At 71.2% G+C, this 25,412-nt stretch carries 22 protein-coding genes and 2 tRNA genes; 4 read left to right on the top strand and 20 right to left on the bottom strand.

Features of this window, described 5'->3' with window-relative positions; translation table 11 throughout:
- From BJP40_RS21750 to BJP40_RS21795, 10 genes are all read right to left on the bottom strand, one after another.
- Positions 1-569: CYTH domain-containing protein (locus BJP40_RS21750; protein ID WP_143065983.1), on the bottom strand; the 569-nt coding region annotated here is incomplete at its 3' end.
- Positions 570-609: 40 nt separating this feature from the next.
- Complete coding sequence (gene rodA, locus BJP40_RS21755; protein WP_071281766.1) at positions 610-1,815, bottom strand: rod shape-determining protein RodA; 1,206 nt, start codon at positions 1,813-1,815, stop codon at positions 610-612.
- 9 nt (positions 1,816-1,824) lie between these two features.
- The gene (gene mrdA / locus BJP40_RS21760; RefSeq protein ID WP_071281767.1) at positions 1,825-4,023 is read right to left on the bottom strand and encodes a penicillin-binding protein 2; all 2,199 of its coding nucleotides are present in this window, start codon (positions 4,021-4,023) and stop codon (positions 1,825-1,827) included.
- A 58-nt stretch (positions 4,024-4,081) separates the two neighbouring features.
- Complete coding sequence (mreD, locus tag BJP40_RS21765) at positions 4,082-4,759, bottom strand: rod shape-determining protein MreD (RefSeq protein WP_071281768.1); 678 nt, start codon at positions 4,757-4,759, stop codon at positions 4,082-4,084.
- A gap of 5 nt (positions 4,760-4,764) precedes the next feature.
- Positions 4,765-5,772, bottom strand: coding sequence for a rod shape-determining protein MreC (gene mreC / locus BJP40_RS21770; protein WP_071281769.1), 1,008 nt, complete (start codon positions 5,770-5,772; stop codon positions 4,765-4,767).
- Between the two features lie 113 nt (positions 5,773-5,885).
- Positions 5,886-6,905 (bottom strand): rod shape-determining protein, encoded by a 1,020-nt coding sequence (locus BJP40_RS21775; RefSeq protein ID WP_071264566.1) that lies wholly within the window; start codon positions 6,903-6,905, stop codon positions 5,886-5,888.
- Positions 6,906-7,166: 261 nt separating this feature from the next.
- On the bottom strand, positions 7,167-7,580 hold the full coding sequence (gene ndk, locus BJP40_RS21780) for a nucleoside-diphosphate kinase (protein ID WP_071281770.1): 414 nt from the start codon (positions 7,578-7,580) through the stop codon (positions 7,167-7,169).
- Positions 7,581-7,880: 300 nt separating this feature from the next.
- Complete coding sequence (locus BJP40_RS21785; RefSeq protein WP_071281771.1) at positions 7,881-8,234, bottom strand: DUF4233 domain-containing protein; 354 nt, start codon at positions 8,232-8,234, stop codon at positions 7,881-7,883.
- A gap of 9 nt (positions 8,235-8,243) precedes the next feature.
- Positions 8,244-9,782, bottom strand: a complete 1,539-nt coding sequence (locus tag BJP40_RS21790) for a folylpolyglutamate synthase/dihydrofolate synthase family protein (protein WP_071281772.1) — start codon at positions 9,780-9,782, stop codon at positions 8,244-8,246.
- Positions 9,783-9,891: 109 nt separating this feature from the next.
- The gene (locus tag BJP40_RS21795; protein ID WP_071281773.1) at positions 9,892-12,540 is read right to left on the bottom strand and encodes a valine--tRNA ligase; all 2,649 of its coding nucleotides are present in this window, start codon (positions 12,538-12,540) and stop codon (positions 9,892-9,894) included.
- Between the two features lie 137 nt (positions 12,541-12,677).
- On the opposite strand from BJP40_RS21795, the gene BJP40_RS21800 reads away from it, so the two are divergent.
- On the top strand, positions 12,678-13,661 hold the full coding sequence (locus BJP40_RS21800) for a hypothetical protein (protein ID WP_071281774.1): 984 nt from the start codon (positions 12,678-12,680) through the stop codon (positions 13,659-13,661).
- A gap of 69 nt (positions 13,662-13,730) precedes the next feature.
- Here the strand turns inward: BJP40_RS21800 and clpX are convergent, their stop codons facing one another.
- From clpX to BJP40_RS21825, 5 genes are all read right to left on the bottom strand, one after another.
- Positions 13,731-15,020, bottom strand: coding sequence for an ATP-dependent Clp protease ATP-binding subunit ClpX (gene clpX / locus BJP40_RS21805; RefSeq protein ID WP_071265505.1), 1,290 nt, complete (start codon positions 15,018-15,020; stop codon positions 13,731-13,733).
- 169 nt (positions 15,021-15,189) lie between these two features.
- Positions 15,190-15,849 (bottom strand): ATP-dependent Clp protease proteolytic subunit, encoded by a 660-nt coding sequence (locus tag BJP40_RS21810; RefSeq protein ID WP_071265507.1) that lies wholly within the window; start codon positions 15,847-15,849, stop codon positions 15,190-15,192.
- 80 nt (positions 15,850-15,929) lie between these two features.
- Entirely contained in the window at positions 15,930-16,535 is a 606-nt protein-coding gene (locus BJP40_RS21815) for an ATP-dependent Clp protease proteolytic subunit (protein WP_071265509.1), read from the bottom strand.
- A 251-nt stretch (positions 16,536-16,786) separates the two neighbouring features.
- Positions 16,787-18,166, bottom strand: coding sequence for a trigger factor (tig, locus tag BJP40_RS21820; RefSeq protein ID WP_071281775.1), 1,380 nt, complete (start codon positions 18,164-18,166; stop codon positions 16,787-16,789).
- Between the two features lie 312 nt (positions 18,167-18,478).
- A tRNA-Pro gene (locus BJP40_RS21825) sits at positions 18,479-18,555 on the bottom strand.
- A 137-nt stretch (positions 18,556-18,692) separates the two neighbouring features.
- Here BJP40_RS21825 and BJP40_RS21830 point away from each other — a divergent pair.
- Positions 18,693-18,763 (top strand) — tRNA-Gly (locus tag BJP40_RS21830).
- 592 nt (positions 18,764-19,355) lie between these two features.
- Here the strand turns inward: BJP40_RS21830 and BJP40_RS21835 are convergent.
- The gene (locus BJP40_RS21835) at positions 19,356-19,550 is read right to left on the bottom strand and encodes a hypothetical protein (RefSeq protein WP_071281785.1); all 195 of its coding nucleotides are present in this window, start codon (positions 19,548-19,550) and stop codon (positions 19,356-19,358) included.
- A 418-nt stretch (positions 19,551-19,968) separates the two neighbouring features.
- On the opposite strand from BJP40_RS21835, the gene BJP40_RS21840 reads away from it, so the two are divergent.
- Positions 19,969-21,090: an acyltransferase family protein gene (locus BJP40_RS21840; RefSeq protein WP_071281776.1), complete on the top strand. Its 1,122-nt coding sequence runs from the start codon at positions 19,969-19,971 to the stop codon at positions 21,088-21,090.
- On the opposite strand, the gene BJP40_RS21845 is transcribed toward BJP40_RS21840, so the two are convergent.
- Positions 21,077-21,532 (bottom strand): HD domain-containing protein, encoded by a 456-nt coding sequence (locus BJP40_RS21845; RefSeq protein WP_071281777.1) that lies wholly within the window; start codon positions 21,530-21,532, stop codon positions 21,077-21,079. The two genes, BJP40_RS21840 and BJP40_RS21845, sit on opposite strands and share 14 nt — an antisense overlap.
- A 65-nt stretch (positions 21,533-21,597) precedes the next feature.
- Positions 21,598-22,746: a PP2C family protein-serine/threonine phosphatase gene (locus tag BJP40_RS21850; protein ID WP_071265515.1), complete on the bottom strand. Its 1,149-nt coding sequence runs from the start codon at positions 22,744-22,746 to the stop codon at positions 21,598-21,600.
- Positions 22,747-22,853: 107 nt separating this feature from the next.
- On the opposite strand from BJP40_RS21850, the gene BJP40_RS21855 reads away from it, so the two are divergent.
- On the top strand, positions 22,854-24,083 hold the full coding sequence (locus tag BJP40_RS21855) for a GNAT family N-acetyltransferase (protein ID WP_071281778.1): 1,230 nt from the start codon (positions 22,854-22,856) through the stop codon (positions 24,081-24,083).
- Positions 24,084-24,090: 7 nt separating this feature from the next.
- Here the strand turns inward: BJP40_RS21855 and BJP40_RS21860 are convergent, their stop codons facing one another.
- Positions 24,091-24,912 carry an Fpg/Nei family DNA glycosylase gene (locus BJP40_RS21860; RefSeq protein ID WP_071281779.1) on the bottom strand — a complete coding sequence of 274 codons (822 nt, stop codon included), beginning with the start codon at positions 24,910-24,912 and terminating at the stop codon, positions 24,091-24,093.
- A 5-nt stretch (positions 24,913-24,917) separates the two neighbouring features.
- On the bottom strand, positions 24,918-25,406 hold the full coding sequence (locus tag BJP40_RS21865) for a ribose-5-phosphate isomerase (protein WP_071265521.1): 489 nt from the start codon (positions 25,404-25,406) through the stop codon (positions 24,918-24,920).
- Positions 25,407-25,412: the final 6 nt, after the last annotated feature.

Raw genomic sequence — 25,412 nt, forward strand, 5'->3', positions numbered from 1 at the left:
CCGGCTTTGCGGAGGTGCTTGTCGACGGCGTCGAGGAGGGCGGTGTCGGCTCCGTCGGCGAGTTCGACTTCGATCTCGGTCCAGTCGGCGGTGGCGCCGTCGCCGGTGAGGCGTTCCGCGTGGACGGTGTCGGTGCTGAGTTCGGCGAGGAGGGTGCCGTCGGTGTCGAGGAGGTGGTGGAGGTCGCGGGAGGAGCGGATCCGTACGGCGGGCCGGAGGGGGCGGCCGCGGGTCCTGGCGCGGACGAGGGCGGCCAGGGCGGGCGGTACGTCGTCGGCGAGGGGGGCGCGGATCTCGTCGCGCACGCCGGGGGCGACGGGGAGTTTCAGGTGCCAGCCCTCGTCCGTGCCGCCGGTGCGGCGGCGCAGGGTGAGGGTGTGGGCGGCGAGGCGCAGGTCGGGGGTGTCGTAGTAGTCGGCGTCGAGGTCGGCGGTGCCGGCGTGGACGACGCGGGCGACGCCGCGGACCTCGGTGAGGTCGGGGATGCGGGTGTCGGTGGTGGCTTCGTACTTCCGCTCGATCTCGCGCGTCGCGTGGGTTCGCTGCGCGTCAGCTCGGGTGTCCGCCATGCATCGAATCTAGTACGCGGGCGGCTTGTACCGTTATGGGTCATGCCGTTATGGGTCGCTGGACCCGGATGGACTGGAGGAGGCCGACCGCGACCCACACGGCGAACATGGAGGAGCCGCCGTAGGAGACGAAGGGCAGGGGGAGGCCGGCGACGGGCATGATGCCGAGGGTCATGCCGATGTTCTCGAAGGACTGGAAGGCGAACCAGGCGATGATGCCGCCGGCGACGACGGTGCCGTAGAGCTCGGTGGTCTCGCGGGCGATGCGGCAGGCCCTCCAGAGGACGACGCCGAGCAGCAGGATGATGCCGCCGGCGCCGACGAAGCCGAGTTCCGCGCCGGCGACGGTGAAGATGAAGTCGGTCTGCTGTTCGGGGACGAACTGGCCGGTGGTCTGGTGGCCGTTGAAGAGGCCGGCGCCGTAGAGGCCGCCGGAGCCGACGGCGATGCGGGCCTGGTTGGTGTTGTAGCCGACGCCTGCGGGGTCGAGTTCGGGGTTGGCGAAGGCGGCGAAGCGGTTGATCTGGTACTCGTCGAGGAGGCCGAGGACGGCGACGAGGACGGCGCCGACGACGCCGGTGGTGATGAGTCCGAGGACCCAGCGGTTGGAGGCTCCGGAGGTGAGGAGCACGCCGAGGACGATGACGACCATGACCATGACGGAGCCGAGGTCCGGCATCAGCATGACGATGGCCATGGGGACGGCGGCCAGCACGAGGGACTTGGCGACGGTGCGGTGGTCGGGGTGGAGCTGGTCGCCGGCGTCGACGCGGGCCGCGAGGAGCACGGCCATGCCGAGGATGATGGTGACCTTGGTGAACTCGGACGGCTGGAGGGAGAAGCCGCCGCCGAGGACGATCCAGGCGTGGGCGCCGTTGATGGTGGCGCCGAGGGGGGTGAGCACCAGCAGCACGAGCACGACGGAGATGCCGTAGAGGAGCGGGACGGCGCCGCGCAGGGTGCGGTGGCCGAGCCAGATCGTGGCGACCATCAGGGCGAGGCCGATGCCGGTGTTGAGGAGGTGCTTGAAGAAGAAGGAGTAGGGGTCGCCCTGGGTGAGTGCGGTGCGGTTGCGGGTGGCGGACCACACGAGCAGCGACCCGATGAGGGACAGGGCGAGTGCGGAGAACAGCAGGGGCCAGTCGAGCCGGCGGACCAGGGAGTCGCGGGCGGTGAGCCTGGCCCACACGCCGCCGGGTTCGGGGGTGTAGCGGGAGACGGAGAAGGAGTTCTTCTGTGCGGGCATCGCGCTCGTTCAGTCCCTCCACACCGGCGGGCCCGCGAGGCCCGGTTGTCCGCCGTCGGTGACGCCGCCTTCCCCTTCGGGGATCTGGGACTTCGGGTCGTACGGCTTGATGGCCGGGGCGTCGATGGAGCCGTCGGGCTGGATCTTCGGCAGGGTCTTCTGGGGGGTGGGGAGCAGGGCCCGCTTGAGGTCCTGGTTGCCGGCGTCGTCGAGGCCGTAGAGGGCGTCGTAGATGTTGCGCACGGCGGGTCCGGAGGCGCCGGAGCCGGTGCCGCCCTGGGAGATGGTCATGACGATGGTGAAGTCGTCGGTGTAGGTGGCGAACCAGGAGGTGGTCTGCTTGCCGTAGACCTGGGCGGTGCCCGTCTTGGCGCGCAGCGGGATCTTGTCCTGGGGCCAGCCGACCTGGGTGAAGCGCCAGGAGGCGGTGCCGCCGGGTTCGACGACCGACTGCAGGCCCTTGTCGAGGTCGCGGATGGTCTCGGCGTCGACGGGGAGCCGGCCGCGGGCCTTGGGGGTGATCATTTCGACCTTCTTGCCGTCGGGGCTGATCACGGCCTTGCCGACGGTGGGTTCGTAGAGGGTGCCGCCGTTGCTGATGGCGGCGTAGGCGGTGGCGAGCTGGATGGGGGTGATGAGGACGTCGCCCTGGCCGATGGCGAAGTTGATGCTGTCGAACGCCTTGAGCTGGTTGCCTTCGAGGCAGTTCTCGTAGGCGATCTGCTCGACGTAGCTGCCGCCCTTCTTGCCCTGCTTGCACCAGGAGTCCTTGTTGGCCTCCCAGAACCGCTGCTTCCACTGGCGGTCGGGGATGCGGCCGGTGACCTCGTTGGGCAGGTCGATGCCGGTCTCGGAGCCGAAGCCGAAGTCGTGGGCGGTGCGGTAGAACCAGTCCTTGGCGTCCTTCTTCGGCTTGAGGCCGCCGTCCTTGGACCACTCCTGGTGGCCGAGGCGGTAGAAGACGGTGTTGCAGGAGTACTTGAGGGCTTCGCCGAGGGTGATGGGGCCGTGGCCCTTGGACTCGAAGTTGGCGAAGCTGCGGCTGCCGAGGCTGTAGGAGGCACTGCAGTTGTAGCGGTCGTTGAAGTCGTGGCCGGCCCGCACGGCGGCGCTGGCCGAGACGACCTTGAAGACGGAGCCGCTGGGTGCCTGGCCCTGGATGGCGCGGTTGAGGAGGGGGAAGTTGGAGTCCTTGCCGGTGAGGGCGGCGTACTCCTTGGCGGAGATGCCGCCGACCCAGGCGTTGGGGTCGTAGTCGGGCTGGGAGGCCATCGCGACGATGCGGCCGGTCTTGGACTCCATGACGACGACGGCGCCCGCGTCGGCCTTGTAGGGGCGGCCGGTGACCCGGTCGGTCTCCTTGCGGACGTTCTTCATGGCGGTGGCGAGCTCGTACTCGGCGACGGCCTGGACGCGGGCGTCGATGCTGGTGACGACGGTCGCGCCGGGCACGGCGGGGCTGTTCTCGGCCTCGCCGAGGACCCGGCCGAGGTTGTCGACCTCGTAGCGGGTGACGCCTGCCTTGCCGCGCAGGTACTTGTCGTAGGTGCGTTCGAGTCCGGAGCGTCCCACCTGGTCGGAGCGGAGGAACGGCGAGTCGGTGTCCTTGGCCTTCTCGATCTCCTCGTCGGTGACGGGTGAGAGGTAGCCGAGGACCTGCGCCGTGCGGGCCTTGCCGGGGGCGGGGTAGCGGCGTACGGCGGTGGGTTCCGCGGTGATGCCGGGGAAGTCCTCGGCGCGTTCCCGGATCTGCAGGGCCTGCTGGGTGGTGGCCTCGTCGGTGATGGGGATCGGCTGGTAGGGGGAGCCGTTCCAGCAGGGCTGGGGGGTCTTCGCGTCGCAGAGTCTGACGCGGTCCATGACCTCCTTGGGGGTCATGCCGAGGACGGCCGCGAGGCGGGTGAGGACGGCCTTGCCGCGGTCCTTCATCCGCATGAGCTCGGTGCGGGACGCGGAGACGACGAGGCGGGTCTCGTTGTCGGCGAGGGGCACGCCGCGGGCGTCGAGGATGGAGCCGCGGACGGCGGGCTGGACGACCTGCTGGACGTGGTTGCTGCGGGCCTCGTCGGTGTACTCGTCGCCGTTGCGGATCTGGAGGTACCAGAGGCGGCCGAGGAGGGTGAGGAGGAGGGAGAAGACGAGGACCTGGATGACGATGAGCCGGATCTGCACCCGCGGGGTGCGGCCGGTCTCCGGGATGTTGCTCATGGGGTCGCTCCCTCCCCTGGGCTGCGGCGTGTGCTTCCGGCGCTGGTGCGGCGCGGGGTCACAGGCGCTTGACCCCCTTGATGCGGGCGGCGCGGGCGGCGCGGCTGCGGGCGGCGCGGGTGCGCAGGCCGCCGCGGAGACTGCCGCGCTGGCTGCCGATGGTCAGGCCGGTGCCGCCGGTGGCCCAGCCGGTGGACACGTCGCCGGCGGTGCCGGTGGACTCGGCGACCGGGTCGCTGTCGGCGCGCCGGGCCAGCGCCATGACCAGCGGCACGGTGAACGGTGCGAGCAGCAGGTCGTAGATCACGGCGGTGAGGATGAGCGAGGCCAGGCCGACGTGGCGTGCGCCGGTGTCGCCGACGAGGGCGCCGACCCCGGCGTACAGCAGGGTGGAGCCGATGGCGGCGGCGACCACCATGACCATGGGCCCGGTGGCGGAGCGGACCTGGCCGTTGTCGGGCTTGGTGAGGCCGGCGACGTAGCCGATGACGCACAGCACGAGGGCGTAGCGGCCGGCGGCGTGGTCGGCGGGCGGGGCGAGGTCGGCGAGGAGGCCGGCGCCGAAGCCGATGAGGGCGCCGCTGACGTGGCCGTACACGAAGGCGAGGCCGAGGACGGTGAGGAGGACCAGGTCGGGGACGGCGCCGGGCAGGTGGAGCCGGGCGAGGACGGAGACCTGGAGGACGAGGGCGACGACGACGAGGGTGGTGGAGAGCAGGATCCGGTTGAAGCGCATCGTCTCTACTCCTGGTCCTGGTCCTGGCCGTCGGGCCGGGGTGTCGCGCCGGGTTCGACGGCGAGCGGCTGCTCGTCCGGTTCGCCCTGTGGCTGGTCACCGGGGTCCTGGGGGCTGGGGGTGACCGTGACGGTGACGGTGGGCGCGGGCTTCGGCTTGGCGGGCAGCACCGTGTCGCGGGGGTCGGTGCGGGGTGCCTGCACGACGACGCCGACGATGTCGAGCCGGCTGAACGCCGCGTACGGGCGGACGAAGAGGCGGCGGGTCAGCTCTCCGCTGGACGGGTCGACGCGGATGACCTCGCCGACCGGCACACCGGGTACGAAGGGGCGGTCCGCCTGGGAGCCGAAGGTGACGAGGCGGTCCCCTGGCTTGACCTTGGCCTTGCCGTTGAGGAGCTGCACGGACAGCGGGCGGGAGCCCTGGCCGGTGGCGAAGCCGAGCTCGTTGGTGCGCTCTATGCGGGTGCCGACGGTGAAGTCGGGGTCGTTGGCGAGGAGCACGGTGGCGGTCGTCGGCCCGACGGTGGTGACCCGGCCGACGAGGCCGTCGCCGTTGATGACGGTCATGTCGCGCTTGATGCCGTCGTTGCTGCCTGCGTCGATGGTGACGGTCCAGGAGAAGCCCTGCGCTGCTCCTATCCCGATGACCTCGGCGGCCTTGATGCCGTACTGGCCGGCGCCCGCACGCTTGAGCAGCTCGTCGAGTTCCCGCACGCGGTTGCGGTTGCGGTCGTCGCTGCCGAGCCTGGCCTTCAGCTCGGCGTTCTCCTTCTCCAGCCGGGCGATCCGGCCGTGGCGCTCGTCGGAGTCCCGGACGGCCGCGATGGCGTTGCCGATCGGGTCGACGGCGGACGCGACACCGTTCTCGACCGGGCCGAAGACCGTGGCGGCGACCCGCCGGGCTCCGTCGACCGGTGACTGCTCACCGCCCCGGATGTCCACCGTGATCAGTGCGAACGCGATGGCCACCAGCAGCGCCAGAAGCAGCCGGCTCTCTTTCGTGTCCCTCACGTGGGGCGGCCGTGCCTTCCTCGTAGGAATGTGTGTGCCGGAATCGTGGTGCCGTTATACCAACGATCAGCCGTACGGGCATGGCAGCACCCGTACGGCTGATCGCGTACGCGCTATCTGCGGGGCTGGGAGTCGAGGACCTGCTGCAGTGCCTCGAACTCCTCGACGCACTTTCCGGAACCGAGCGCCACCGAGTCGAGGGGTTCCTCGGCGATGTGGATCGGCATTCCGGTCTCGCGGCGGAGCCGTTCGTCGAGGCCGCGCAGCAGCGCGCCGCCGCCGGTGAGGACGATCCCGCGGTCCATGACGTCGCCGGACAGCTCGGGCGGGCACTTGTCGAGGGTGGTCTTCACGGCGTCGACGATCGAGTTGACCGGCTCCTCGATGGCCTTGCGGACCTCGGCGGCGGAGATGACGACGGTCTTGGGCAGGCCGGAGACCAGGTCGCGGCCGCGGATCTCGGTGTGCTCGTCCTCCCCGAGGTCGAAGGCCGAACCGATGGTGATCTTGATCTGCTCGGCGGTGCGCTCACCCAGGAGGAGGCTGTACTCCTTCTTGATGTGCTGGATGATCGCGTTGTCCAGTTCGTCGCCCGCGACGCGGATGGACTGTGCCGTGACGATTCCTCCCAGCGAGATCACGGCGACCTCGGTGGTGCCGCCACCGATGTCCACGACCATGTTGCCGGTGGCCTCGTGGACGGGCAGGCCGGAGCCGATCGCCGCGGCCATGGGCTCCTCGATGATGTGCACCTGACGGGCACCGGCCTGGGTGGAGGCCTCGATCACCGCGCGGCGCTCCACACCGGTGATGCCGGAGGGCACGCACACGACGACCCGGGGGCGGGCGAGGTAGCGACGCTTGTGGATCTTCAGGATGAAGTAGCGGAGCATCCGCTCGGTGATCTCGAAGTCCGCGATCACCCCGTCCTTCAGCGGCCGGACGGCCACGATGTTGCCGGGGGTCCGGCCGATCATCTTCTTCGCTTCGGCGCCGACCGCCAGGATGCCACCAGTGTTCGTGTTGATGGCGACGACCGACGGCTCGTTGAGGACGATGCCGCGACCCCTGACGTACACCAGCGTGTTGGCGGTCCCGAGGTCGACAGCCATGTCACGGCCGATGAACGACATTGAGTTCCCCTTGTTTCCCATGAGGAGCGCCGGGCCTTCCCAATAGAGCGTTGACGGCTTCTCAGGACGGCGCGCTGGATCGTGTGGAGCGGAGGATTCCATCGTAGTGCCGCTGACGCGAACACGGCGCGGTGGTCCGCCTCTGTATAGGTGACGAGGTGTCGGACGGATGCGTTCCCGGACACCGCCGCCATATGTCCTGGGGCGACCGAAATTCCTTCGGTCGCCCCAGGTCAACAGCGCTGTATGGCTGACACCAGGTCAGGAAATGGCGGGGAAGAAAATCTTCAGTTCCCGAATGGCGGACTCCTCCGAGTCCGAGGCGTGGATCAGGTTCTCCCGGACGATCGTGCCGTAGTCGCCACGGATGGATCCGGGCGCGGCGGCGATCGGGTCGGTCGGCCCGGCGAGCCGGCGGACGCCCTCGATGACGCGCTCGCCCTCGACGACGAGCGCCACGACGGGGCCGGAGGCCATGAACGCGACGAGCGGCTCGTAGAAGGGCTTGCCCTTGTGCTCGCCGTAGTGCTGCTCCAGCGTGTCCTGGTCCAGGCTGCGCATGTCCAGCGCGGTGATGCTCCAGCCGGCCTTGCGCTCGATACGGCCGATGATCTCGCCGATCAGCCCGCGACGGACGGCGTCCGGCTTGAGGAGGACGAGAGTGCGCTGGGTCATGTGTGCGGCTCCTTGCAGGCCGAATGATGTGCGGTTCCGGCAGAGGTTACAGGGTGTGACGGCGGGCCGGGCACCCACCCCGGACAAGCACCTCGCGCACCCGGCACACGGCCTCCCGCGGCGGCGGGAAAGCAGGCCGGCGGGCACCCCGGGGCGGGGCGCCCGCCGGCCGGAGGACCGCCAGGTCGCAGGCTCCCCCACGCGCAGGACCGCCGCACCGCAGGGCCCCTCACGCGCAGGACCGCCCGGTAGGAGGTCCCCTCCCCCGGAGAGCCGCAGGACCGACAGGTCAGACGACGGTCAGGCCGCCGGGGCGTCCGCGTCGGCCTGGGCCGCCCACCGTGCCTTCGCCTCGTCGACCTTGCGGCCGTAGTGGACCGACGCCCACCACAGGCCCGCGAAGACCGCGCCCAGGAAGAACATCATCGGGACGACGAAGCCGCTGGCGATCAGGGCGATCTGGAGCGCCCAGCCCAGCTGCACGCCGCCCGGCCGGGTGACCATGCCGCACAGCAGCACCGACAGCAGCATGGCGACACCGCACACCGTCCACACCGCGGTCATGGACAGTGCGTCGTCCTTCATCGCGACCAGCCCGGCGAAGCCGATCACGAAGAACTCACCGATCAGGGTCGACGAGCAGAGCGTACGCATAGGAGAACCTCAGCCCTTTCCACGCAGCAGCAGCCGGGCCTCGCCGACCGTGATCACCGAGCCGGTCACCAGGACGCCCGCGCCGGCGTACTCGCCCTCTTCCTCCGCGAGGGTGATCGCCGCGTCCAGGGCCTCGTCGAGCCGCGGCTCGACCACGACCCGCTCCTCGCCGAAGACCTCCACGGCGACGGCGGCCAGCGCGTCGGGGTCCATCGCGCGGTGCGTCGAGTTCGCGGTGACGACGATCTCCGCGAAGATCGGTTCGAACGCCTCCAGCAGACCGCGCACGTCCTTGTCGCCGCTCGCGCCGACCACCCCGATGAGCCGGGAGAAGCCGAACGCCTCCTGCACGCCCTCGGCCGCCGCCTGCGCGCCCGCCGGGTTGTGCGCGGCGTCCAGCACCACGGTGGGGCTGCGCCGGACGACCTCCAGCCGGCCGGGCGACGCGACCGACGCGAAGGCCCGCCGGACGGTGTCCACGTCCAGCAGCCGCGCCTGCTGCGCGCCGATGCCGAAGAACGCCTCCACGGCCGCGAGCGCCACCGCCGCGTTGTGCGCCTGGTGCGCCCCGTACAGGGGCAGGAACACCTGGTCGTACTCCCCGCCCAGGCCGCGCAGGGTGAGCAGCTGCCCGCCGACGGCGACCTCGCGGGACACGACGCCGAACTCCATGCCCTCGCGGGCCACGGTGGCGTCGGCGTCCACGGCCTTCTTCAGCAGGACCTGCGCCGCGTCGACCGGCTGCTGCGCCAGGATGACGGTGGCGCGCTCCTTGATGACGCCGCCCTTCTCCTCCGCGATCTCGGCGGGCGTGGAGCCGAGCCGGTCCGTGTGGTCCAGGGAGATGGGTGTGATCACGGAGACGACGCCGTCGATGACGTTGGTCGCGTCCCAGCTCCCGCCCATGCCGACCTCGACCACGGCGGCGTCCACCGGCGCGTCGGCGAAGGCCGCGTAGGCCATGCCGGTGAGCACCTCGAAGAACGACAGCCGGTACTCCTGGGCCGCGTCGACCATCTCCACGTACGGCTTGACGTCGTGGTAGGTCTCGATGAACTTCTCGGCGCTGATGGGAGCGCCGTCGAGGCTGATGCGCTCGGTGATGGTCTGCACGTGCGGCGAGGTGTAGCGGCCGGTGCGCAGTTCGAAGGCGCCGAGGAGGGCCTCGATCATGCGGGCCGTGGAGGTCTTGCCGTTGGTGCCGGTGATGTGGATCGACGGGTACGTGCGCTGCGGTTCGCCCAGCACGTCCATGAGGGCGGAGATGCGGGTGACGGAGGGCTCCAGCTTGGTCTCGCCCCACCGGGTGGCGAGCTCCGCCTCGACCTCCCGCAGTGCCTGGTCCACCGCGGGGTCGGCGGGTCGCGTCGGCACGGGGTCGCCCTGCGGCGGGCCGGCCTGGGCACGCAGGGTGCGGCTGCCGGCCTCGATGACCGCGAGGTCGGGGTCGCTGGAGGTCTCGGCCTCGACGATCTCGTCGAAGCCGTCGCCGTGGTCGCCGTCGTCCGGCAGGTCGCTGTGGTCGCTGGTCGGGGGCTGCTCGCTCACGCGCCCAGTCTACGGAGCGGCACCGACAGCAGCCCGCGCCGCCCCGGGGCGGGGGACGGCGCGGGCCCCGGAACCGTGCGGTTCCGGGGCCCGTGCGGCTGGCGTCGGGTCAGCTCTGCGGCAGGGTCGCGAGCTGGTTGCCGATGCGGGCGATGTCCGCTTCCGCGGCGGCCAGTCGGGTGCGGATCTTGTCGACGACGTGGTCCGGGGCCTTGGCGAGGAACGCGTCGTTGCCGAGCTTGGCCTCGGCCTGCGCCTTCTCCTTCTCGGCCGCCGCGAGGTCCTTCGTGAGGCGCTTGCGCTCCGCCTCCACGTCGATCGTGCCCGACAGGTCGAGGGCGACCGTGGCACCGGCGACCGGCAGGGACGCGGTGGCGTGGAAGCCCTCGCCCTCCGGCTGGAGGCGCAGCAGCTGGCGGATGGCCGGCTCGTGCGGGGCCAGGGCGGTGCCGTCCAGGTCGAGGCGGGCCGGGACCTTCTGGCCGGGCTGGAGTCCCTGGTCGGAGCGGAAGCGGCGGACCTCGGTGACGACCCGCTGGACGAGCTCGATCTCCTGCTCGGCGGCCTCGTCGCGGAAACCGCCCGCGGTGTCCGCGCCGGGGACGCGCACGGCGGCCGGCCAGTCGGCGACGACCAGGGACTCCCCGCCGGTCAGGGTGGTCCACAGGGTGTCGGTGACGAACGGGACGACCGGGTGCAGCAGGCGCAGCATCACGTCGAGGACCTCGCCGAGCACCCGGGCGGACACCCGGGCCTGCTCGCCGCCCGCGAAGAAGGTCGTCTTGGACAGCTCGACGTACCAGTCGAAGACCTCGTCCCAAGCGAAGTGGTAGAGGGTCTCGCTGAGCTTGGAGAACTGGAAGTCCTCGTAGTACGCGTCGACCTCCGCGACCGTCGCGTTGAGGCGGGACAGGATCCACCGGTCGGCCGCCGACATGCGGGACGCGTCCGGCAGGGGGCCCTCGACCGTCGCGCCGTTCATCAGCGCGAAGCGGGTGGCGTTCCAGATCTTGTTGGCGAAGTTCCGGGACGCCTGGACCCAGTCCTCGCCGATCGGCACGTCGGTGCCCGGGTTGGCGCCGCGGGCCAGGGTGAAGCGCAGGGCGTCGGAGCCGTACTTGTCCATCCAGTCGAGCGGGTCGACGACGTTGCCGAAGGACTTCGACATCTTCTTGCCGCGCTCGTCGCGGACCAGCCCGGTCAGCGCGATCGTCTTGAACGGGACCTCGCCGTCCATGGCGTACAGGCCGAACATCATCATCCGGGCGACCCAGAAGAAGATGATGTCGTGGCCGGTGAGCAGGACGTCGGTGGAGTAGAACTTCTCCAGGTCCGGGGTCTGCTCGGGCCAGCCGAGGGTGGAGAACGGCCACAGGCCGGAGGAGAACCACGTGTCGAGGACGTCCGTCTCCTGGCGCCAGCCCTCTCCCGTGGGCGGCTGCTCGTCGGGGCCGACGCAGACGACTTCGCCGTTCGGGCCGTACCAGACGGGGATGCGGTGGCCCCACCAGAGCTGGCGCGAGATGCACCAGTCGTGCATGTTGTCCACCCAGTCGAAGTAGCGCTTCGACAGGTCCTCGGGGTGGATGGCGACGCGGCCGTCGCGGACGGCGTCGCCCGCCGCCTTCGCGAGCGGTTCGACCTTGACCCACCACTGGAGGGACAGGCGCGGCTCGATGGTGGTCCCGCAGCGGGAGCAGTGGCCCACGGAGTGGACGTACGGGCGCTTCTCGGCGACGATCCGGCCCTGCGAGCGCAGCGCGGTGACGACGGCGTCGCGGGCCTCGAACCGGTCGAGCCCCTGGAAGGGGCCGTGGACGGTGAGGACACCCCGCTCGTCCATGATCGTCAGGGATTCGAGGTCGTGGCGCTGGCCGATGGCGAAGTCGTTCGGGTCGTGCGCCGGGGTCACCTTGACGGCGCCGGTGCCGAACTCCGGGTCGACGTGCGTGTCCGCGACGACCGGGATCGTACGGTCCGTCAGCGGCAGCTTGATCTGCTTGCCGACCAGGTGCCGGTAGCGCTCGTCGTCGGGGTGGACGGCGACGGCCGTGTCGCCGAGCATCGTCTCGGCGCGCGTGGTGGCGACGACCAGTGAGTCCTCGCCCTCGCCGTACCGGATGGAGACGAGCTCGCCGTCGTCCTCCTGGTACTCCACCTCGATGTCGGAGATGGCGGTGAGGCAGCGGGGACACCAGTTGATGATGCGCTCGGCGCGGTAGATCAGCTGGTCGTCGTAGAGCCGCTTGAAGATGGTCTGGACGGCACGGGACAGGCCCTCGTCCATGGTGAAGCGCTCACGGGACCAGTCGACGCCGTCGCCGAGGCGGCGCATCTGGCCGAGGATCCTGCCGCCGTACTCCTCCTTCCACTGCCACACGCGGCGGACGAACTCGTCGCGGCCCAGGTCGTGGCGGGACTTGCCCTCCTCGGCGAGCTGCTGCTCGACCTTGTTCTGGGTGGCGATGCCGGCGTGGTCCATGCCGGGCAGCCACAGCGCCTCGTAGCCCTGCATCCGCTTGCGGCGGGTCAGGGCGTCCATGAGGGTGTGCTGGAAGGCGTGGCCCAGGTGGAGGCTGCCGGTGACGTTCGGCGGCGGGATGACGATGGTGTAGGCGGGCTTGGAACCGGTGGCGTCGGCCGTGAAGTAACCGCGCTCTACCCAGCGCTCGTACAGCGGCCCCTCTACCTCGGCCGGCGCGTACTGGGTCGGCAGTTCGGGGACGGATGCTGGCTGCTGCTGAGTGTTCTCGGTCACGGGCCCAGTTTAGGGGTGTCACAGGCACGTACTGAAACGGGAATGTTCGGTGAGGGTGCGGCCCCTGTCGTCCCCGGGGATCGCTCCTTCGGCCACTATGTGGGCAGCGCACCACCCTATGGAGGGGGAACTTCTCGATGAGCTACCAGCAGCCGGGCCCGTACGGCGGGCAGCCCCAGCAGCCCGGGCCGTACGGCCCGCCGGGGCCCCAGGGCGGACAGCCGGGCCCGTACGGTCCGCCGCCGCAGGCGCCGCCGCCCGGCTACGGCTACCCGCAGCAGCAGCCGCAGCCCGGTTACGGCTACCCGCAGCAGCCTCCGGGCCAGCCGAACCCGTACGCGCAGCCGCCGCAGCCGCCGTACGGACAGCCGCCGCAGCCGAACCCGTACGGCGGCGCGCCGGGCGGCCACCCGGGCGCGCCGGCCCCGCAGGCACCGAAGAAGAAGACGGGCCTGATCCTCGGGGTCACCGCCGCCGTGGCCGCGGTGGCGGTCGGCGCGTGGTTCGTGTTCGGCCCCGGACTGGGCGGCGGGCTGGAGGACGACGGCCCGCACAAGCTGGCGATGCCGCAGAAGGTCCTCGGGGAGTACGACCGGCGCTCGCCGGAGAACGAGAGCGACGGCAAGCTGGAGGCGGACGCCGCCAAGCACGGTGTGCAGGGTGCCAAGTCCGTGCGGGGGACGTACTCGACGCTGGACCCGACGAAGATCGACCCGACGAAGATCGACCCGGACAACCCCGCCGCGTCACCGGAGCTGCTGGCCGCCAAGTCGCTCGTCGTCATGGGCGTCCACGGAACCATCGCGGACCCGGAGAAGACCCTGGACGGCTTCTTCGCCGAGATCAACGAGAAGTCGAAGGAGGAGGGCGAGAACGAGGACTTCGCGCTCGTCGGCTCTCCGGAAGAGGTCTCCCCGGACGACTTCAACGGGATCATGAAGTGCCAGGCCGCGACGGGCGAGAACGCGATCACGAAGCAGCAGCAGAGCAGCTGGATCTGCGCGTGGTCCGACCACAGCACCTTCGCCTGGGTGATCCCGAACCAGACGCAGGGCGTCGGCAAGGAGGCGGCGGCCGAGCTGGCCGCCGGTCTGCGCCAGGAGGTACGCGTCAAGGCGTGAACCACGCGCACGACAGGGGCGCCCGTCCGGTTCGGCAACCGGACGGGCGCCCCTGTCGGTGACGTCGGGTCAGGCCGACTTCTCGTGGCGGCCCGGGCCCTGGTCCTTGACCACGCGGGGCACGAGGGTGGGGTTGACGTTGTTGTGGACGACGTCCTCGGTGATGACGACGCGGGCCACGTCCTTGCGGGACGGCACCTCGTACATCACGGACATCAGGACCTCTTCCATGATGGCGCGCAGTCCGCGGGCGCCGGTGCCGCGCAGGATCGCCTGGTCGGCGATGGCCTCCAGCGCCGGGCGGTCGAAGTCCAGCTCCACACCGTCGAGTTCGAAGAGCCGCTGGTACTGCTTCACCAGGGCGTTGCGGGGCTCGACGAGGATCTTCAGCAGGGCCTCGCGGTCGAGGTTGTGGACCGAGGTGATGACGGGGAGACGGCCGATGAACTCGGGGATCATCCCGAACTTCACCAGGTCTTCCGGCATGACCTCCTGGAACTGGTCGCGGGCCTCGATCTCCCGCTTGGAGCGGATCGTGGCGCCGAAGCCGATGCCCTTGGCGCCGGCCCGGGACTCGATGATCTTCTCCAGTCCGGCGAAGGCACCGCCCACGATGAACAGGACGTTCGTCGTGTCGATCTGGATGAACTCCTGGTGCGGGTGCTTGCGTCCGCCCTGGGGCGGGACCGACGCCGTGGTGCCTTCGAGGATCTTCAGCAGGGCCTGCTGGACGCCCTCACCCGACACGTCACGGGTGATCGACGGGTTCTCGCTCTTCCGGGCGACCTTGTCGATCTCGTCGATGTAGATGATGCCCGTCTCGGCCTTCTTGACGTCGTAGTCCGCGGCCTGGATGAGCTTCAGAAGGATGTTCTCGACGTCCTCGCCGACGTAGCCGGCCTCGGTCAGCGCCGTCGCGTCGGCGATGGCGAAGGGGACGTTGAGCATCCGGGCCAGGGTCTGCGCCAGGAGGGTCTTGCCCGAGCCCGTGGGGCCCAGCAACAGGATGTTGGACTTGGCGAGTTCGATCGCGTCGTCCCGGCCCTGCGCGCCGCCGTTCTCGCCGGCCTGGACCCGCTTGTAGTGGTTGTACACCGCGACCGAGAGGGCCTTCTTCGCCGGCTCCTGGCCGACGACGTAGCCCTCCAGGAACTCGTAGATCTCGCGGGGCTTGGGGAGTTCCTCCCACCGCACCTCGCTCGTCTCCGCGAGCTCCTCCTCGATGATCTCGTTGCAGAGGTCGATGCACTCGTCGCAGATGTACACACCGGGGCCCGCGATGAGCTTCTTCACCTGCTTCTGGCTCTTGCCGCAGAACGAGCACTTGAGCAGGTCGCCGCCATCACCGATGCGTGCCACGAGGTGCTTCCCCTTCGCCTGGGAGCGGCTTGTCCGCAGCCGACTCCTGGTGCCTCATATCCGACGGTACCTTGCCGGGCCCCCTGTTCGGGCCCCCCTTGGCGCGGTTCACATCGACGGGCGGTCTCCGCCGCCGCGACGGTGCGCCGCGCCAAGGGAAGGTCGAGTGTCAGGCCGCAGCGGCTGCCGTGCTCTTGCGGGTGGTGACGATCTGGTCGACCAGGCCGTACGCCAGGGCGTCCTCGGCCGTGAGGATCTTGTCGCGCTCGATGTCGTCGCGGATCTTCTCGATGGGCTGGTTGGAGTGCTTCGCCAGCATCTCCTCGATCTGCGTGCGCATGCGCAGGATCTCGTTGGCCGCGATCTCCAGGTCGGAGAGCTGCTCGCGGCCGGTGCCACCGGAGGGCTGGTGGATGAGCACACGGGCGTTCGGCAGCGCCATCCGCTTGCCGGGCGTGCCGGCGGCCAGCAGCACGGCGGCGGCGGACGCGGCCTGGCCCATGCAGACCGTCTGGATGTCCGGCTTCACGAACTGCATGGTGTCGTAGATGGCCGTGAGGGCCGTCATCGAGCCGCCGGGGCTGTTGATGTAGATCGAGATGTCCCGGTCGGGGTCCATGGACTCCAGGCACAGCAGCTGCGCCATGACGTCGTTGGCGGAGGCGTCGTCGATCTGCACACCGAGGAAGATCACGCGCTCCTCGAAGAGCTTCGCGTACGGGTCGTACTCGCGCACGCCCTGGGAGGTGCGCTCGACGAAGCGGGGGACGACGTACCGGTTGTCCACCTGCGGGCCGGTGTAGAGGCCGCTCGCGGAGAAGTTGCTCATGGGGTGTTCACCATCCTGGTGGCTTCGCCTGGGGGCGTTCTGCTGGCTGGGGCGGGGCGTGTCTTTCGGTGTCGGCCGGCTCAGGCGCCGGTGCCGCCACCGCCCGGGACGCCCGAGGCGGCGGAGATGATCTCGTCGATGAGGCCGTAGTCCTTGGCCTCCTCCGCGGTGAACCAGCGGTCGCGGTCGCCGTCGCGGATGATCGTCTCCATGGACTGGCCGGAGTGGCGCGCGGTGATCTCGGCCATCCGCTTCTTCGTGCGGAGCAGGTACTCGGCCTGGATCTTGATGTCGGAGGCGGTGCCGCCGATGCCGGCGGAGCCCTGGTGCATGAGGATGTCGGTGTTCGGCAGGGCGAAGCGCTTGCCGGCGGTGCCGCCGGTGAGCAGGAACTGGCCCATGGACGCCGCCATGCCCATGCCGATCGTCACGACGTCGTTCGGGATGTACTGCATGGTGTCGTAGATCGCCATGCCGGCCGTCACCGAGCCGCCGGGGCTGTTGATGTACAGGTAGATGTCCTTGTCCGGGTCGGCGGCAAGGAGCAGCATCTGCGCGGTGATCTTGTTGGCGATGTCATCGTCCACCTGCTGGCCGAGGAAGATGATGCGCTCGCCGAGCAGCCGGTTGTACACATGGTCGCCGAGGCCACCACCGATGGACGGCTCACCGGCGGCGTAAGGCATCAGATTCGTCACGTATCCACCTGCTCGTCTCTTGACGGCTGACGGCCGTCTCAGCGTGTCGCGTACTGGGGGCGGGTACTCCCCTGCCCTCGTATTCATGGACCCTAACGCGCAGGTGGGCGGCCGCCATCCCGCTTCCCGAGCTGTTCGCTGGGAGCGCAAGGTAGTTGGCCCGGGCCGTGGCGCGGGCAGGGGGCGCGCCGGAGCCGTATGGGGGCACCGGGCCCGCCGGTGCGAGGTCAGTGCGAGGCTCAGGCCTCGTTCTTCCCCTCGGCCTTGTCCTCGGCGTCGGCGGACGCCTCGGCGGCCTCCTCGTCGTCCTCGTCGTCGAGGACGACCGGCTCACCGTTGGTGTCGACGACCTTGGCGGCCTCGACGACCAGGGCCAGGGCCTTGCCGCGGGCGACCTCGCCGACGAGCATCGGGACCTGGTTGCCCTGGACGACGGCCTGGGCGAACTGGTCGGGGCTCATGCCGGAGGAGGCGGCACGGCGCATGAGGTGCTCGGTGAGCTCCTCCTGGTTGACGTTGACCTTCTCCGTGGAGACCAGCTCGTCCAGGATGAACTGGGTCTTGATGCCCTTGACCGCCGCCTCGCGGGTCTCGTCGTCGAACTCCTCGGCGGTCTTGCCCTGGAGCTCCAGGTACTTGTCCAGCGTGAGGCCCATCTGGCCGAGCTGGTGGTGCTCCAGGTTGTGCTTGCGGGTGTTGACCTCGTCCTCGAGCAGCTTCTCGGGGATCGGGACCTCGGTCAGCTTCAGCAGCTCGTCCAGGACGCGCTCCTGGGCCTGGGTGGCCTGGTCGTACTGCTTCATGTTCTCGAGGCGCTTGCGGCTGTCGGCCTTCAGCTCGTCGAGCGTGTCGAACTCGCTGGCCATCTGGGCGAACTCGTCGTCCAGCTCGGGGAGCTCGCGGGCGGCGACCTGGGTGACCTTGACGGAGACCTCGGCCTCCTTGCCCTCGGCGGAGCCGCCCTTGAGGGTGGAGGTGAAGGTGGCCTCGCCACCGGCCTCCAGGCCGGTCACGGCCTCGTCGATGCCGTCGAGGAGCTCGCCGGAGCCGATCGTGTACTGCACGCCGTTCGCGACGCCGTCCGGCAGGACCTCGCCGTCGACCTTGGCCTCCAGGTCGAGGGTCACGACGTCGCCCTCGGCGGCGGCGCGCTCGACCGGGGAGGTGGAGGCGAAGCGCTCGCGCAGCTGCTCCACGGACTTCTCGACGTCCTCGTCGGTGACCTCGACGGCGTCGACGGTGATGTCGATGCCGGAGTAGTCCGGGATCTCGATGGCCGGGCGGATGTCCACCTCGGCGGTGAAGGCGAGGACCTCGCCGTCCTTCAGCTCGGTGATGTCGACCTCGGGCTGACCCAGCGGGTTGACCTCGGCCTCGTTGACCGCCTCGGTGTAGAACTTCGGCAGGGCGTCGTTGACGGCCTCCTCCAGCACTGCACCGCGGCCGAAGCGCTGGTCGATGACGCGCGCGGGGACCTTGCCCTTGCGGAAGCCCTTGACCGTGACCTGCTGGTTGATCTTCTTGTACGCCGCGTCGAGGCTGTCCTTGAGCTCCTCGAAGGGCACCTCGACAGTGAGCCGAACCCGGGTCGGGTTCAGGGTCTCCACGGCGCTCTTCACGGTTCGGTCTCCTTGGTGGCTGATTCTGGCTTTCAGCTGGGGCGCGGTGGTTGGGCGGCCCCATCGGGAACGGCCCGGTCATGAGACACACGGGCACGCAGCTTGCATAGTAACCGCAAGGAGTACGCGCCCCACAACGCGACCTTGGTCGGCGGGAGCACCAGGGACGGCGTCCCTCGCGGGCGCGCGCGAGGCGCGGCGGGCCGGCCCGGCCCGGGCTTGCGGGAACGGGCCGCCGGACGGTGCGAGGTCCGTACGCGGGCGGCGCGGGGCCGGGCCCGGAGGGCCGTGGCGGCGCCGGGGCGCCCTGTGTGGTCGGGGTGGCGGGATTTGAACCCACGGCCTTCCGCTCCCAAAGCGGACGCGCTACCAAGCTGCGCCACACCCCGTCTGGTGCGACACGTAGGGTACATGGCCGCGGGCGCTGCGTCGGCCCTTCAAGGAGTGTGCGACCAGCGGGTGGGACCCGCTACGATGCTGTTCGTGCCGCACCGGTCGCCGTCGGGTGACAGGTGGGGTGCCGCTTGCGGGCGTAGCTCAATGGTAGAGCCCTAGTCTTCCAAACTAGCTACGCGGGTTCGATTCCCGTCGCCCGCTCTGCACAGCCCGGGGCCGGGTCGGAGGGTGATCCTCCGACCCGGCCCCGGCGCGTTCCCGGCCGTGTCCCGTGACCCGGCCCGCCGCGTGGCCGCCCGGACGGACTGCCGCTGCCGGGCGGGTTCGGCCGGCCGGGTGCCCGGACTGCTGCTGTCTGCCCCCTCGTGGCGCTCCGGCCCGAGGTCGCTCCGCCGATCGCGGGACACGGTCGGCGCGCCGAGTCGTGTCAGAGGGGGTGCATCGCCGTGAGCAGGAGGCGGTACGTGGCCAGGGGGTACCGGGCGGGTACCGCATCTGGGACGGCGAGGGCAGGCGTTGGTGGGGCGACCGGTACGCACTCTGCCCGGACGATCTGCCGGCGGAGCTGAACGGAGCCCGTGATCCCGCGAGGATCACCGCGCTTCTCAAGAGGTACAGGGCCCAGAAGCGCTAGCGGGCCGCCCGGGGGCGCCCGGTCGGGCCGGAGAAGCGAGGGCCCCCAGCGTGGCGACTCGGGCTCTTCGGCACACGGCACACGGTCGGCCTCCACGCCCGCCGGGCACGCCTTTCGGGGCCCGCCGGAGGCGGGTGCCACCCGGCGAGCCCGCATGCCTCAGAAGCTGATCTTGCTGATCGAGGCCGTTATCTCGCTCAGGACGTTGTTGATCGTCGGCCCGAGTCCGGAGGACGCGAGGAAGAATCCGAGGAGCGCGGCGACGAACGCCGGCCCGGTCTTGATGGAACCGCTGCGGATCATCATCACCAGGACGATCGCCAACAGCACCACCACGGACAGCGAAATGACCACGACGCTCACCCCTCGGTCGGTCCTTGCGGACACCGGGGGCACACGGCCCGGCACCCCCCGCTCGGCGTCCATCGTGCCATCAACCTGCCCGTCCGCGCTGCCCCGTGACACCTCGCCGGCGGCGCACCCGCAAGCCGGCGGCCGGCCGCGGCGCCGGGTGGAACAGCGGCGCACCGAAGCGGGCGCCGGACCTCGGGAGGTTTCTCGCAGGAATGCGTCCCCTTCGTTTCAGGGCGACTGCGGGACGCTCACGAAACATTCGCAGGGCCGCCCCGCCGTGGCCACCGCCCCACGGAGCGTGTCGACGACATGCGGCTTTTGATGCGGCGATATCGCAACATTCCGGACTTCACGTGGAGCGGTTCGGGGCGGATCACCGGAATTCCCCGGAGCCGCGGGCGTGGTTAGTGTGCGGCGAATGCCCCACCCATCCCACGAAAAGCAGAAGCAGCGGAACGCCTTCTTCGACAACGCGAAATACCTGGCGATCGTGCTGGTCGCCGTGGCGCACGCGTGGGAGCCCGTCATGGACGGCAGCCGTACCACACGGGCGCTCTACATGGTCGTCTACACCTTCCACATGCCGGCGTTCGTGATCATCTCCGGGTACTTCTCGCGGAGCTTCGCCGGGCGGCCGGATCAGATGAGACGCCTCGTGAGCGGGGTCCTCGTCCCGTACGCGGTGTTCGAGGCAGCGTACTCGCTGCTGCGCCGCTGGGCCGGAGGCGAGCCGGAGCACCCCCTGTCGCTCACCGACCCCTTCTACCTCACGTGGTTCCTCGCCGCGCTGTTCGTCTGGCGGCTGACCGTGCCGCTGTGGCGGGCGCTGCGCCACCCGCTGCCGGTCGCGGTGGCCGTCGCGGCCGCCGCCTCGTGCGCGCCCGGCATCGGCGCCGACCTGGACCTCCAGCGGGTGCTGCAGTTCCTGCCGTTCTTCGTGCTCGGCCTGGTGCTGCGGGAGGAGCACGTCCTGCTGCTGCGGCGGCCCGTCGTCAGGGCGGCGGCCGTGCCGGTGGTGCTGGGCGCGGTGGCCGTGGCCTACGCGGTGGCGCCGCGGCTGAGGCTCGGCTGGTTCTTCCGCACCTCGGCCGCGCGGGAACTCGACGCGCCGTGGTGGTCGGGGCCGGTCATGACCCTGGCCCTCGGGGGCTGTGCGCTGGTGCTCACGGCGGCGTTCCTCGCGTGGGTGCCGGAGCGCCGGCTGTGGTGCACGGCGCTGGGGGCGGGCAGTGTCTGCGGCTACCTGCTGCACGGCTTCCCCCTGAAGGCGCTGGAGTACGGGGGCGCGGTGGAGGCGTACCCGGTGCTGGCGTCACCCGCGGGGCGGATCGCCCTGACGGCGGCCGCCGCCGCGGTGGTGACGCTGCTGTGCACCGGGCCGGTGCGGCCGACGCTGCGCTGTGTGACGGAGCCGCGCCTCGCGTGGGCGTTCCGGCCGGCGCCGCCCCCGGCCGTTCCCGCTCCGCGGCCCGCGGGGCCCGCCGGCGCCGGACGGTCCCCGGGTGCGGCTGCCGCGCCCGCCGCCGTCAGCCGGCGGTGAGGCCCAGCAGCTTCCGCATGCGCGCGTACTTCGCGGTCAGCCGGGTCCGGACCGCCTCGTCCAGGACGGCGAGGCGGTCCGGGTCGGCGTTGTGGGCGAGGTCGGCCTCCTTGACGAGGAGCGCCCCCGGCACGGCCAGGATGCGGGCGGCGTAGTCGGCGGGGTCCTCACCCGGCCGCTTGGTCAGCGCGAGGACCATGTCCTTGACCTGCGGGGCCAGCGGGGCGTCGGCGAGCCACCGGGGCGACAGGGCGCCGTCCTCGACGGCGTCGTGCAGCCAGGCGGCGGTGATCTGCTCGTCGCTGCCGCCTCGGGCGCGGACGCCGTCCGCGACGGCCTGGAGGTGCTCGGCGTAGGGGCGTCCTGCCTTGTCGGTCTGGCCGTCGTGGGCGCGGCGGGCCAGGGCTTCGACCTGGTCGGGCGTGAGGTGCGGCTGCGGCATGCGGCGACTGTACGCCGGGGGCGGTGCGGTGCCGCCCGCAGGTGCGGTGGGGAGAGGCGGGCGGGTCAGGCGGTGCGGGAGATCAGCAGGAGGGCCCGGTCGTCGTTGACGTCCTTGGCGCACGCCTCGATCAGGTGCCACGCCGCGCCCTGGAAGCCGGCGGTGACGTAGCGGTCGGCTTCGCCGGTGAGACGGTCGACGCCCTCGGCGATGTCCCGGTCGGCGGCCTCGACGAGGCCGTCCGTGAACAGCATGAGGACGTCGCCGGGGCGCAGTGTGCCCTTCACCGGGTGGAACTCGGCCCCGTCGTACACGCCGAGGAGGGGGCCCTCCGCGGCCATCTCCTCCCAGCGGCCGCTGCCCGCGTGGAGCTGGAGGGCGGGCAGGTGGCCCGCGGAGAGGAGTTCGTAGTCGCCGGAGTCCAGGTCCAGCACCAGGTGGACGGAGGTCGCGAAGCCCTCGTCCCAGTCCTGGCGGAGCAGGTAGCCGTTGGCGGCGGGCAGGAAGTCGTGCGGCGGCAGGGAGCCGAGGAGGCCGCCGAACGCGCCGGACAGGAGGAGGGCGCGGGACCCTGCGTCCATGCCCTTGCCGGACACGTCGGTGAGGACGACCTCCAGGGTGCGGCCCCCGTGGGTGCGGGCGGCCACGACGAAGTCGCCGGAGAAGGACTGGCCGCCCGCGGGCCGCAGGGCCATCTCGCGGTGCCAGCCCTTGGGGAGCGGAGGCAGGGCGCTCTGGGCGCGGATGCGTTCGCGCAGGTCGAAGAGCATGGTGCCGCCGCGCCGCCAGGGCACGCCGACGCGGGCGCGGAACTGCGCTATCAGCAGCCCGAAGAGGCCGCAGGCGGCGACCACGAGGACCGTGCCCGGGGTGACGCGGGCGAAGCCCTCGGTGTACGGGCCGAGCACCGCGGACTCGATGATGAGGGCGCCCGCGGCTGCCGCGTACAGGCCGAGGAGGCTTGCGGGCCGCAGCAGCAGGCCGCCGGCCACGATGGGCAGGACGAGTGCCTCGGGCGCGAACCAGACCGGGGCGGCCAGCGTCGCGAGCATCAGCGCCGGGATCGTCAGGAAGAGGGCGGCCAGCGCGATCCAGTCGGAGCCGTCGCCCCGGAAGTAGTCGACGGCGGATTTGCGCAGGCCGACGCGGGCCCGGTGGACCGCCTTGCGGTACCGGGCCAGGTAGGTGTCCACTCGTCGTGCGCTACGGGCCATCGGGACGTGACCCTATCCACCCGGCGGGGCCACGTGCAGGCGACCCCCGTGTGCAGGTGTGCGAAAACGGTTCGCCCGGTCGCGGCGGCGGCTGGTACGCATGGCATATGACTACCGAGTTGCGGGTATTGCGCGCGTCCGAGTGGGGTGCCTGGTATGGGCAGTTGGAGCTCGCCTTCGGCGGGGTCGCGGAGGCTCCCGAGGAACAGGAGCTGTGGCAGGCGCTGACCGAGCCGGCGCGGTCGGTGGGCGCCTGGGACGGCGACCTGTGCGTGGGGACGGCGGGGGCGTTCTCGTTCCGGGTGGCCGTGCCGGGCGGTGCCGTGGTGCCGGCAGCCGGGGTGACGATGGTGAGCGTGGCGCCGACGCACCGGCGGCGGGGGATCCTCACCTCGATGATGCGGCGGCAGTTGGACGACGTGCGTGCCCTGGGTGAGCCGCTGGCACTGCTGACGGCATCGGAACCGGACATTTACGGGCGGTTCGGTTACGGTCTGGGTGCGCTGCGGATGCGGGCGGAGATCGATACGAGCCGGGTGCGGTTGTCCGTACCCGAGGGGACGGATGGCGTACGGCTGCGGCTGGCGTCCCCGGCGGAGGCGTCCGGGGCGTGCGAGGCGGTGTACGCGCGGCTGGTGCCGGGCCGTCCGGGCATGCTGGAGCGCCGGCCGGGCTGGGAGCGGCTGTCGCTGCTGGACCCGCCGTCCGAGCGGGCCGGGGCGTCGGCGCTGACGTGCGTGCTCGCGGAGCGGGACGGTGAGGTGGCGGGGTTCGCGCTGTACCGGGTGCGTCCGGACTTCGACGCTGCGGGCGCCCGGGGTGCGGTGGTGTTGGAGCACCTGGAGGCGCTCGACCCCACTTCGTACGCCGCCCTGATGCGCTACCTGTGCGAGATGGACCTGGTCTCGTCGGTGCGGATGCACAACCGGCCCGTGGACGACGCCTGGCAGCACCTGGTGTCGGACGTCCGGCGGTGCCAGGTGGCGCACCGGGACGGGATGTTCGTGCGGCTGGTGGACGTGGGCGGGGCGCTGGAGGCGCGGACGTACCAGGCGCCGGTGGACCTGGTACTGGACGTGGTGGACGACTTCTGCCCCTGGAACACGGGGCGCTGGCGTCTGACCGGCGACACCAAGGGCGCGCGGTGCGTGGGGACCAACGACCCGGCGGACCTCGCCCTGTCGGTACGGGAGCTCGGCGCCGCCTACCTGGGCGGGGTGCCGCTCGTGTCGCTCGCGGCGGCCGGGCGGGTGCGGGAGCTGCGGGAGGGCGCGCTGGCGGAGGCGTCGGTGGCGTTCGGCTCGGCGGTGGCCCCGTGGCTGCCGCACGGTTTCTGACGGTCGGTCAGCCGGACTGGCAGGCGGGGCACCAGAAGAGGTTGCGGGCGGCGAGATCGGCGGTGCGGATCTCGCCGCCGCAGATGTGGCAGGCCTGACGGGCCCGACGGTAGACGTACACCTCGCCGCCGTGGTCGTCCACCCGCGGTGCGCGACCCATCGCCTCGGGGGTGTGCTCGGGGCGAACCGTGTCGATGCGGTTGAGGCGGACACCCTCGCGCATCAGGGCGACCAGGTCGGCCCAGATCGCGGTCCACTGCTCCGGCGTCAGGTCCCGGCCCGCGCGGTACGGGTCGATGCCGTGCCGGAAGAGGACCTCCGCGCGGTAGACGTTGCCGACGCCAGCGACGGCCTTCTGGTCCATGAGGAGGGCGGCGATGGTGGTGCGGGAGCGGGAGATCCTGCGCCAGGCTCGGGCCGCGCCCTCCTCCCCGGCGTCGTCGGCGCGCAGCGGGTCGGGGCCGAGCCGGTCGTGGACCGCCTGCTTCTCGGGCTCGGTGACGAGCGCGCAGACCGCGGGGCCGCGCAGATCGGCGTACGACCCGGGGTCGGCGAGGCGCAGCCGCACCGTGTCGGCGGGTGGGGGCGCGGGGGCGGCGCCGAAGGCCACCTTGCCGAACAGGCCGAGGTGGACGTGCACCCACTCACCCGTACCGAAGCCGAGGAACAGGTGCTTGCCGTGCGCCTCGGTGCGCTCCAGGACGGTGTCGTCGAGGAGGGCGGCGGCGTCGGAGAACTTGCCCTGGGGGCTGGTGACGCGGACGCGGCGGCCGCCGAACCGGGTGCGGTAGTCGGCGGCCAGCCGGTGGATCGTATGCCCTTCGGGCACGGGCCTCAGTCCTGCTGCGGGTGGTGCGCCGGGATCGGGGGCAGGGTGCCCTCCGTCTCGTACGCGGCGAGCATGTCGATGCGGCGGGTGTGGCGCTCGTCGCCGCTGTACGGGGTGGAGAGGAAGACCTCGACGAACGTGGTGGCCTCGTCCTGCGTGTGCATGCGGGCGCCGACGGCGACGACGTTGGCGTTGTTGTGCTCACGGCCGAGGGCGGCGGTCTGCACGCTCCACGCCAGGGCGGCACGGACGCCCTTCACCTTGTTCGCGGCGATCTGCTCGCCGTTGCCGGAGCCGCCGATCACGACGCCGAGGGCGTCCGGGTCCGCGGCCGTCCGCTCGGCGGCGCGCAGGCAGAACGGCGGGTAGTCGTCCTGGGCGTCGTAGATGTGGGGGCCGCAGTCGACGGGCTCGTGCCCGTGCGCCTTCAGCCACTCGACGAGGTGGTTCTTCAGTTCGTAGCCGGCATGGTCCGAGCCGAGGTACACGCGCATGCTCCG

Source organism: Streptomyces sp. CC53 (assembly GCF_001865245.1).
Taxonomy (GTDB): Bacteria; Actinomycetota; Actinomycetes; order Streptomycetales; family Streptomycetaceae; genus Streptomyces.